Consider the following 7,236-nt stretch of genomic DNA (forward strand, 5'->3'; position numbering starts at 1 on the left):
GCCAGCATACACACTGTCACCAGCCTGTTTTGCCACCGGTATGGATTCACCGGTAATGGCCGACTGGTTAACCGACGATACGCCGCTTTTGACAATACCGTCCATGGCAATACGTTCACCAGGCCTAACAAGCACCACATCGCCGACAGCAATTTCCTCTACTGGCAGACGTATTTCTTTACCATCACGTCTGACCAGTGCTTCCCGCGGTGCAAGTTCCATCAGCGCCCGGATAGAATTGCGGGTTTTATCTAGTGTGTATGCCTGCAGAGCATTGCCAAGCGAAAACAGAAACACTACTGTCGCCCCTTCACTCCACTCACCAATACCTATCGCACCAATTACAGCAATTAGCATCAACAAATTGGTGTCAAATGTCAGGCTCTTAAGTCCGGTTATACCGCTTTTGGCAACATGATAACCACCCACAAGCATGGCAAGGGCATAACAGACATTGACGGCCTGTTCACCAACCCTATTCCAATCCAAAATTATAGCAATAGCTAAAAAAAGTCCTGAAACTAAAGTTGCCAGCATCCTTGGCTTTTGCCACCAGACCTGCATTTCACTGGCAAGTTTACTTGCGTTACCATTGAAGGCTTGATAACCAGCCTGCTGCACACACGCAATAATATCGTTATAGTTAAGGGTATGTTCCACCGTCATTTTAGCGGCACCAAAGTTTATCCGCACTGAACGCACTCCTGCGAGCGAAGCCACGCGTTTTTCCAAATGTGCCGCGCAATCAGCACAATCCAAACCGGCTAAATGAAAAACAGATTTTCGCCATGGTCCGCTGATTCCTCGGCCAGCGTCACCTGCGACAGCTACCGTGCTGGCCGCTGCGGCAACCTCACCACTACAGCAACCACAGCCACCATGTGTTGCTTCCTGCTTTTGCATTTTTTACCTCCTATCATCATGCAAAATATGCTCTAAGCCCTGACACAGTAAAGAAATAACATGATCATCATCCAGGGAATACCTGGCTTCTTTGCCTTCTTTACGGAACTTCACTAATCTTGCGCTGCGCAGAGTGCGCAATTGATGGGATACTGCCGATTGATTCATTCCAAGTGTCTCGGCAATATCACATACACACATTTCTCCTCTGGTTAATGCATGCAGTATTTTAATCCTCGTCGGGTCACCCAATATCTTAAACATATCCGCCAAATCCTGCACCGTATCTTCCTCCAGCATAGCCGCTTTGGCCAGACATACAGTTTGCGGATGCATACAACAGTCTTCACACATATCCTTTTCCACCGGTTTCATAGCCCATCAACCTCTTGATATATGATTATATGTTCATATGTTATTATATTCCTGTTTGTTGCAAAAGTCAAGAAAAAATCCATAAAGGTTGAACAATAAATGCCCAATTTCCTTTATGGATACGTTATTGCTAACATAATTTTGTGTTTAGGTGACCTACTCAGCAACTCGTTTACCTTCTTGGCACACTTATCTACTATTACGTGTAGATGCTTAAACCCATTGCGACAACTACCGTTTCAGCCGGCTCTTTCCTAAAATCTTTCAGGCAGAATCTCCAACCAATAGCCGTCAGGATCAACAATAAAATAGATGCCCATCTCCTTATTTTCATAGCAAATGCAACCCATAGCCTTGTGGTGTTCATACGCTTTCTCGAAATCACTGGTGGTAAAAGCCAAGTGAAATTCGTTTTCGCCCAAATTATACGGCTCTTTCCGGTCTTTAATCCAGGTAAGTTCCAGTTTGTGCGGTGTTTTGCCGTCACCCAAATAAACCAGGGTAAACCCAGGTTTTTCAATTCGCCGTGTTTCGGTAAGCTGCAGAGCCTCTTGGTAGAAAGCTAGACTCTTTTCGAGATCTAGTACATTAATATTATTGTGAGCAAATGTAAAATTCATGAATCATCTCTCCTTTATATGGACAAATTATGTTATTTTGTTCCACTTTTCCACATATCCTGTAAAAACTCCTGAATATTGTCTCGCAGTACAACACCATGCCCGGTGCAGAAAAATTCCGGGCTATAACCCAGCAATCTGCCAATCCCCTGCATAAACTTAGTAAATTCCGGCCCGCCAGTTGCCGCCTGTCCGGCCACATACTGACAAGATCCCCGCTTAATCGCTTCGCTGTTGGTAACCAACTGGCCTTCTGGCAAATCTTCACCAAAATAGCAGAAAAAATCACCAACAAACAAAGCTTTAGAAATGTTGTCAAAAATAGCCACTGAACCTAATGAATGCGTATTAACCAGCACCATTTCCAGATCGGTTACGCCCTCAGCAGTAAAGGTGTATTCCTTTGTGTGCGGTGTAAATTGGGTGATTTCGGCTGCCAGCGGCGAAGCAATCATCGAGAAATCTGCATTATGTATAAACTTTCTTGCATTCTTAAACATCGCGGCACCCTCGACATGGTCGTGATGGCCATGAGTCAGCAGTATATGGGTGACCATCTCTGGCGTCACCCCAATTTCAGCAAGCGCGACAGCCATAACTGCCTGGTAGGCCTTGGCACCGGCATCAATTAAAATCGTTTGATCATCCCGTTTTAACACATACATATTAGTATATGACATAACAGGCCAACTAACATTATCTTCAATAGCGATAACATAAGCTCCGTCAGTCAGCGGTGACACTAAATACCTCATTTCATCCCCCTTATGTTATTATGTATTTGTTCTATGTTACCATATACCCTTTCAGGCCGCAATCTAGTAATATGGACAAGCGGCTACTACGCCAAAATCGGAAACGAAATTTTAAATACGCTGCCTACTCCCGGTGTTGATACGATTTCAATGATTCCTTGGTGTCTTTCCACAATACTAAGGCTAATTGCCAGTCCCAGCCCAGTGTTACCGGCTTTGGTCGTATAAAATGGTTCGAAAATCTGTTCCATTTGTTCTGGAGCAATACCCTCACCCTCATCTTGCACATATAACATTACATTTTCTGCTGTACGCAGGACGCCGATGGTCAACCGGCCTTTATCCTGCATGGCCTCGATACCATTACACGCTAAGTGCAATATCAATTGTTCTATCTCAGCCGAATTCAAGGCTATCAGCGGCAAATTATCATCCAGTACCAGTTCAGTTATAATACCTCGCGTGCTAGCCGCACACTTGATTGCCGGATAAATCCTTCTCAGTATGAGGCTAAGGTTTTCTGGAGTCTTGGTAATGGTTTTACTTTGTGCTAATGATACAATATTGGTTATCAATACCTCAATCCGCTGCAATTCCCGATAAATGGCCAGCAAAGAATCACCCATACCTGTTGCTGACTTCTTTTCCTGCAACTGCAAATAACCCTTGATAACAGTCAGCGGATTTCTTATCTCATGTGCCAGCCCTACAGCAATCCGATCAATTAATTCCCGCTGGGAAGCTTTAACCGCATCGCTATCTGCTGAATAATACATTCTATTTGCCCCAAATACTTTTTTGCACATCATCCCGCCCCCCTTTTAGTGTCTTTATGACACTATTTCGCCATAAAATAAAAAAAATCCTTTATTATGTGTCTTTTTGACATATTAATTGAATTACCAATCATAGCACGTTATTGTAAACAATAAGGGGGGAGCATATGGGAATCCTTGGAGAAAGAATTAAACAACTAAGAAACAAATTAACCCAGGAAGAATTAGCTGCCATCCTTGGAGTAGAACGGTCGACACTGGCTTCTTGGGAAATCAACCGCCGTGAACCGGATATTACAACCCTCTGCCAAATAGCCGATTATTTTCAGGTAAGCATCGACTGGCTTGTCGGTCGTACACCGGAAAAGCATCCTACGACATCAATCCCCACCTACTTTCATGAAGCTAACAGCGACTACCATGTACCAGTTACTGATAAAGCATGGGGAAAAGTCATCGAAACTGCCCAAACCTATGGCTTTGACCCAGATTTGGTCATTCAACTGCTAGAAATGCATGCCAAACTAATTGCTTCACAAAAAAATAATAACTGCAAATAACGTGCAACAAGGGATATTCATAGCCAATATCAGGTTTGAATATCCCTTGCTTCAATAGGCTATGCCTCGCCTACCTGGAGGTTAAATTCTTTGCATGGCTGTACATGAACAAAAATACTGCTTGAAATGTAGGCCAATCAGAACTAATATAAAACATATAGACCTTAGCAAAACTAGGATTCAAACATTTTTGAACTTATGTAGGAGTTGTCAGCCATGTTTGCCGTACTAAAGATTTTTCTCACCCTGTCACTCATCGTTTTCCTGCTCAACCGTAAAGTAAAAATGGGCAACGCCATGCTCGCCGGCTCTGGCGTTTTATTTTTTCTGTCCGGTCTGACGCCAGAGCACCTAGTCACTGCACTATCTACCACGATCACCAGTTATAACACCTGGGAAATTCTCTTGGCCTTGTACTTTGTCATGTGTCTTGAATACCAATTACGGACAGGAGGAATTATTGACGGTCTTATGGAAGCCTCCCGCAAGCTGCTGCGCAGTGACCGAATCTTGCTTGCTCTGATGCCTGCCTTTCTCGGCTTCCTGCCCTCACTGGGAGGAGCGATATTTTCTGCTCCCTTGGTAGAAAATGCTGCTAAGCCTTACAAGCTGAGCGGTGAAACTAAGACCGCTATTAACTACTGGTTCCGCCACGTCTGGGAGTTTAGTAATCCTATCCTTACCAGTATGCTGCTGGCAAGTCAGCTTTCCGGTCTACCACTCAGTACGCTTATCTCCAATATGATCTGGCTGACAGTTTTCACGCTGCTCATCGGCTGGTTGCTGTTTATTACACCACTTAAAAACCGATATGACATCACTGCACGACCAGCGGCTGCTACTGTCAGTTCAGCGAGTGCTAATTATCACTATATCGCGTTGGCAGCAGGCCCTATTGTTGCTAACTTTTTGCTAATTGTGGTTCTGAAACTACCTGCTTCCCTTTCCATGGGGCTTGTAGTTGCCGCCATGGTATTTATTCTGCATCAGCGTCTGCCAAATGTCCGCGCCATGTTACGCCATGCTCTTGATGGCAAGCTGTTGTGGGGTATTGCTGCTATTTTATTTTTTCAAAAGATTTTAGGCCAAAGTGGCGTTGTCCAGGAAGTTGCAGTACTGCTTGACAGTCTGAATGTACCTGCTGTCGCTGTCATTAGCATAATTGCCTTCACCGCTGGTCTGTTAACAGGTACGGCCCAAGGGTTTATCGTTATTACCTTTCCGTTTCTTCTGGCGCTTGCTCCCGGCGATGTTAACATGGTTATGGCTTGCTTTGCTGCCGGCACTGCCGGACAAATGCTTTCTCCGGCTCATCTCTGCTTATTAGTAACACTAGATTATTTCAAGGCCGACTTTCTAAAAACGCTGCGCCCAATTGCCATGTTAGAAATAGTGGTGCTTGCGGCCGCATATTTGTACCTCACGTTATTCTAAGAGCTAGTTAACTTGCTAAAACATGCTTTCACGTTCCTTGGTAATGGGTCAACCATAAGTATATCACTATAAATACCCCAATTGCGAATACTTGCTTAATGAAATGTGCCACAACAACTACCAGACTTGATCTAACAAGTTTGGTAGTTTTTTTATTGGTGTCTCAATCCAGAAGAATCCCGAATGTCCCTTCCGGTTAAGCTAAATAACAGATTAATCGTTAGAATACTTTGTTTCCAACTACATGACAAAGGAGATCGATACATGCAAACAGATTCTTTCTTTAAACGTTATGGTTTGGTGCTAGGATTTCTTGTGTTGCTCGTCCTCTTGCTGCTTCCCACACCGGAAGGATTGCCAGTTGCAGGCCACAGAATGCTGGCCATTTTGATGTTTTCTGTTATTGTCTGGATGTCTGATGCAATATCTTACCCGGTAAGTGCGGCAGTTATTATGGGATTAATGGCCGTGCTTGTAGGACTAGCCCCAGATGTTGCCAACCCGAAGGTTATCGCCGGAACAAGCAAGGCGCTCACCATGGCCTTAGGGGGGTTCAGCAATACAGCCTTTGCCCTCGTAGCTGGCGCCCTATTCTTGGCAGTCGCTATGACCAAAACCGGACTAGACAAGCGTATTGCGTTATTTGTATTATCCAAAATTGGTGCAAAAACCAATCGGGTATTAATCGGTGTTATCCTTGTCGGCTTTATTCTCAGCTTCTTTGTCCCTAGCACAACCGCCAGAGTTTCCTGCATGGTTCCCATTGTTATGGGTATCATCGCTGCCTTCGGGGTTAACAAAAAGAGCAGTTTTGCTGCTGTAATGATGATTGCTACGGCTCAGGCTGACAGTTTATGGAATGTGGGTATTAAGACCGCAGCCGCTCAGAATATGATTGCCGTCGGGTTTATTAAATCCCAGTTAGGGGTGGATATTTCCTGGATTGACTGGTTTACTGCCGCCGCTCCTTTCTCGGCAATTATGTCAGTTGCACTGTACTATGTCCTCATGAAACTTATGCCGCCTGAAACCGAGGAAATTGCTGGCGGTGACGAAGCAGTCAAACGCCTGCTTGCTGAAATGGGGCCAATGACCACAAAAGAAAAAAAACTATTGTTTATCTCCTGCATTCTCTTATTCCTGTGGGCCACTGAAAAAGTCCTGCACGATTTTGACACTTCAACAACTACCATTGTAGCCATTGCCATTATGCTGCTACCCGGAATTGGTGTTATGACCTGGAACGATGCATCGCCGCGAATTAACTGGGGTACCATCATCCTTTTCGGAGTGGGTATCAGTCTTGGCTCAGCACTGCTGTCCACTAAGGCAGCATCCTGGTTAGCCCAAGTCATTGTGAACGCCGTCGGTATTCAAACAATGCCTGCCTTGATTATTCTGGCGGTACTGGCAGCCTTTTTAATTATTATCCACCTCGGGTTTGCCAGCGCAACGGCTTTGGCGGCAGCTATGATTCCTATCGTTATCTCCATTCTCCAAAGTGTCAAAACCCCCGGCATCAACATTATCGGCATGACCATGATTCTTCAGTATGTTGTCAGCTTCGGCTTCATTTTACCGGTTAACGCACCCCAAAATATGATAGCCTATGGAACCGAAACTTTTGAAGTCAGGGACTTTATCAGAACCGGTATTCCGTTGACCATTATTGCCTATGCCCTAATTCTGCTGCTTGGTGCAACGTATTGGAAGTGGCTTGGCTTGGTTTAACTCCAGTACGATCTGTTCTAGCAAAAAATAAGGGCGTGTCGCAAAACGTTTATGGAAAAAACGTCTTGTGACACGCCTCTTT

General features: G+C 44.7%; 8 protein-coding genes. 3 read left to right on the top strand and 5 right to left on the bottom strand.

The features are described from left to right. The 5 genes from AC29Z1_RS10910 to AC29Z1_RS10930 form a co-directional block, all read right to left on the bottom strand. On the bottom strand, positions 1-903 hold a 903-nt coding region (locus AC29Z1_RS10910), incomplete at its 3' end, for a P-type ATPase actuator domain-containing protein (RefSeq protein WP_488271489.1). Positions 904-906: 3 nt separating this feature from the next. After that, positions 907-1,239: an ArsR/SmtB family transcription factor gene (locus AC29Z1_RS10915; RefSeq protein ID WP_488271496.1), complete on the bottom strand. Its 333-nt coding sequence runs from the start codon at positions 1,237-1,239 to the stop codon at positions 907-909. 293 nt (positions 1,240-1,532) lie between these two features. After that, positions 1,533-1,898, bottom strand: coding sequence for a VOC family protein (locus tag AC29Z1_RS10920; RefSeq protein ID WP_488271490.1), 366 nt, complete (start codon positions 1,896-1,898; stop codon positions 1,533-1,535). 32 nt (positions 1,899-1,930) lie between these two features. After that, on the bottom strand, positions 1,931-2,653 hold the full coding sequence (locus AC29Z1_RS10925; protein WP_488271491.1) for an MBL fold metallo-hydrolase: 723 nt from the start codon (positions 2,651-2,653) through the stop codon (positions 1,931-1,933). A gap of 86 nt (positions 2,654-2,739) precedes the next feature. Then, positions 2,740-3,462 carry a two-component system sensor histidine kinase NtrB gene (locus AC29Z1_RS10930; RefSeq protein ID WP_488271492.1) on the bottom strand — a complete coding sequence of 241 codons (723 nt, stop codon included), beginning with the start codon at positions 3,460-3,462 and terminating at the stop codon, positions 2,740-2,742. Between the two features lie 134 nt (positions 3,463-3,596). Here AC29Z1_RS10930 and AC29Z1_RS10935 point away from each other — a divergent pair, with 134 nt between their 5' ends. The 3 genes from AC29Z1_RS10935 to AC29Z1_RS10945 all read left to right on the top strand — a co-directional run bounded on the left by AC29Z1_RS10935 (position 3,597) and on the right by AC29Z1_RS10945 (position 7,154). Then, positions 3,597-3,989, top strand: coding sequence for a helix-turn-helix domain-containing protein (locus tag AC29Z1_RS10935; protein ID WP_488271493.1), 393 nt, complete (start codon positions 3,597-3,599; stop codon positions 3,987-3,989). Between the two features lie 216 nt (positions 3,990-4,205). Further along, the gene (locus AC29Z1_RS10940; protein WP_488271494.1) at positions 4,206-5,423 is read left to right on the top strand and encodes a DUF401 family protein; all 1,218 of its coding nucleotides are present in this window, start codon (positions 4,206-4,208) and stop codon (positions 5,421-5,423) included. A 264-nt stretch (positions 5,424-5,687) separates the two neighbouring features. After that, entirely contained in the window at positions 5,688-7,154 is a 1,467-nt protein-coding gene (locus AC29Z1_RS10945; protein ID WP_488271495.1) for a DASS family sodium-coupled anion symporter, read from the top strand. Positions 7,155-7,236: the final 82 nt, after the last annotated feature.

This window comes from Sporomusa sp. (assembly GCF_057736855.1).